General features: G+C 75.1%; 4 protein-coding genes. 1 reads left to right on the forward strand and 3 read right to left on the reverse strand.

Annotation, left to right across the window (positions count from 1 at the left end):
• Nucleotides 1-170 precede the first annotated feature (170 nt).
• Nucleotides 171-410, forward strand: coding sequence for a hypothetical protein (locus ACFV61_RS08740; protein WP_380371214.1), 240 nt, complete (start codon nt 171-173; stop codon nt 408-410).
• Here the strand turns inward: ACFV61_RS08740 and ACFV61_RS08745 are convergent.
• The 3 genes from ACFV61_RS08745 to ACFV61_RS08755 form a co-directional block, all read right to left on the reverse strand.
• Entirely contained in the window at nt 353-976 is a 624-nt protein-coding gene (locus ACFV61_RS08745; RefSeq protein WP_380430122.1) for a DUF6099 family protein, read from the reverse strand. The two genes, ACFV61_RS08740 and ACFV61_RS08745, sit on opposite strands and share 58 nt — an antisense overlap.
• A gap of 165 nt (nt 977-1141) precedes the next feature.
• Nucleotides 1142-1507, reverse strand: a complete 366-nt coding sequence (locus ACFV61_RS08750) for a nucleotide pyrophosphohydrolase (protein ID WP_380336988.1) — start codon at nt 1505-1507, stop codon at nt 1142-1144.
• A 78-nt stretch (nt 1508-1585) separates the two neighbouring features.
• A partial coding sequence (locus ACFV61_RS08755) for a hypothetical protein (RefSeq protein ID WP_380490770.1) occupies nt 1586-2610 on the reverse strand: 1025 nt, incomplete at its 5' end.

The following is a 2610-nucleotide window of genomic DNA, read 5'->3' on the forward strand; positions in this document are numbered from 1 at the left end:
CGGGGGGCCCCCAACCCCCCCCCCCGCCCCCCACACCCGCGGGGGGGCCCCCCCGCCGGGGGGGGGGGGCCCCCCCGGGGGCCCCCCCCCCCCGAGTGCGTGCTCCGGCTTGCGGTGGGGGGCGGGCCCCGCCGCTTCACGCCGCACTACCGATCCGAAGAGGTCCCGTCATGTCCCAACCAACTGCCACGCCGCAGCTCCCGAGCAGCCCGGCGGGCTCGGCCGCCGGTACCTCGTCCGGGCCCGCCGCGCAGAAGAGCCTGCTGGAACAGATGCAGGAACTGCTCGCCTCGGTGTCCGCGGATCTCGCCGAGTTGCAGTCCTCCGGCATCCGGGAGGACGGCCCGGCCACCTATCCCACCGGTACGGACACCTCCTCCGACGCTCCCGCCACGCCAGGCACCCGATAGTCCGGCGCCTGCTCCTCCCCCTTCGGCCGGCCCTCGTCCGGCGGGCCGAGCCGGACCACGAGTAAGGGCGAGCCCCGCTCGGCCGGCGCCCCGCCGAGCACCGCGCCCTCCTCTTCCTCCAATCTGCCCGCCGTCTTCCACAGCCGCCCGGCCAGGTCCTTGCACTCCGACACCGCGTCCACGCCGTCGATGCACGTCCAGTAGAGGCTCTCGGTGTCGGCCCCGCAGGCCAGCACCACCAGCGTCTCCCCGACGTCCCGCAGCAGCCCGTCCAGCGCACCCAAGGTCGGTGCCAGCTCGCCGAGTTCGGTGAGCCGCCCGGCCCGGCCGCCGCTCAGCACGGCGGCCCTGACGACCGAGCGTTCCAGGCAGACCGCCGCGTGCGCCGCGGCCTCGGACAGTTGCTGCCCCAGCCCGGTGAGCTCGTCGTCGTCCAGCTCCGCCAGCCTGGCCCCCACCGCCTCGGTGAGCAGCGCGGCCTGCCGCGCCTCGGCCAGCACATCCGGTACGTGCCTGGCCTCGGCCAGGGCGTGCCGGGCCCTCTTGATCAGTCGCAGCGCCTCCATGGCCGCCACTCCTTCCGCTCGCTGTCGCCGTGGGACCACGACCGCCGGAGGGGCGGTCAGGTGGTCACGGCGAAAGCGTGCGGCGAAGTCGGCGAGGCCGCATCCGTCATCGGGAAAGCTGTGGACAAGTCCGGGGCTGTGGATAACTCCCGTCCCTCACAAGGACTATTCGTCCACGTCCGGGTTGACACCCGCCCCGTCCGGGTCGGCGTCCGCCGGTCCGTCCGGCACCGGGAAGCGGAGCTCGTTCCGCTCGATCTTGGCCGCGAGGGCCTCCAGCGGATCCACCCCGACCACCGTGCAGAACTGCACCAGGTACGCGAGGACGTCCGCGACCTCGTCCCGCACCCGGTGGGCCCGCTCCGGCTCGGACATCACCGCGGCCGCCTGCTCGGGCGTCAACCACTGGAAGATCTCCAGCAGTTCGCCGGCCTCCACGCTCAGCGCGGCCGCCAGGTTCTTCGGCGTGTGGAAGGGCTCCCAGCGCCGGGCCGCCGCGAAGTCCGCCAGCCGCTGCCGCAGGGCCTCCAAGGTCGGCCCGGTGGGCCCGGTGGGCCCGGCCGGTTCCCCCGGCCTCGTCACTCGTTCGTTCACCCGTCCAGGTCTACCTCACCCGTCCGCCTCGTCCGCCCCCGGGTCCGCACCGTCCCCGCGCCCGCACTGGGCCGGCACCCGGGTCGTCTCGGGCCGCAGCACGGTGTGCCCCGAGTCCGGGTCGCGCCGGCACTCGACCAGCACGGCCGCGCCCGACCGCGGTTCGGCCGCGCCGAGCGCCTCCCGCGCCGCGGCCGGCTCCTGAAGCGCGGCGAGGACGCGCAGTTGGTTGCGCCCGGACATGTCCCGGGCCAGCCGCAGCAGTGAGGCGGTCTGTTCGGTGGCGAGCCCTGCGCCGAGGTCCTCGGCGAGCACGGTGAGCTGCCGGTGCGCCCACGGCACCTCGGCGGCCACGTCGAGGTCGAGCACCCCGGCCCCGGTGAGCAGCACCGCGGCGAACGCGAGGTGGCGCAGCATGCCGTCGGAGGCCTGGTCGGCCCCGGTGCGCCCGAGGACGCCTTCGTCGAACACCGCGAGGACCCGCTGGTCGGGCCCGCTGCCGCGGTGGGCGAGGGAGAGTCCGAGCAGCGGGTGCGGGGCGGCGGACTGGACGGCGCGCAGGAGCTGCCCGTAGCGGCGCGGGCATTCGTTGCCGAGCCGGGCGAGGACGGCGGAGATGTTGGCGGCGTTGCTGCGCAGCCGGGCCTGCGGGTCGGGCCGGGCCCAGCCGCGCATGAGGGCGGGGACGGGGTGGACGGGGAAGACCTCGCGCAGCGCGGTGAGCAGGTCCTCGGTGGCGGCGAGGACCTTCCGTTCGCCCGGGGAGGAGCCGGCCACCCGGAGCGGCAGTTGCGCGGTGATCATGGTGCCGCTGGGGAAGGGCGCCCGGATGTCGCCCTGGCGGGTGTCGTTGTGCCAGCAGACGTTGACGCGCCGCTTGCGGACGTCCTGTTCGCCGGTGTCGACGAGGGTGCGGCCGTCCAGGGTGAGCGATTCGCGGGCGATCCGCACCCCGCCCTCGGTGCGGTCAAAGACGTCGAGCCAGATTCGGCCCAGCTGGGTGAGGACCGTGCACCCCAGGATTAAGGCGTCGACCCCCA

The organism is Kitasatospora sp. NPDC059817 (genome assembly GCF_042731835.1).
In the GTDB taxonomy this organism is placed as follows: Bacteria; Actinomycetota; Actinomycetes; order Streptomycetales; family Streptomycetaceae; genus Kitasatospora.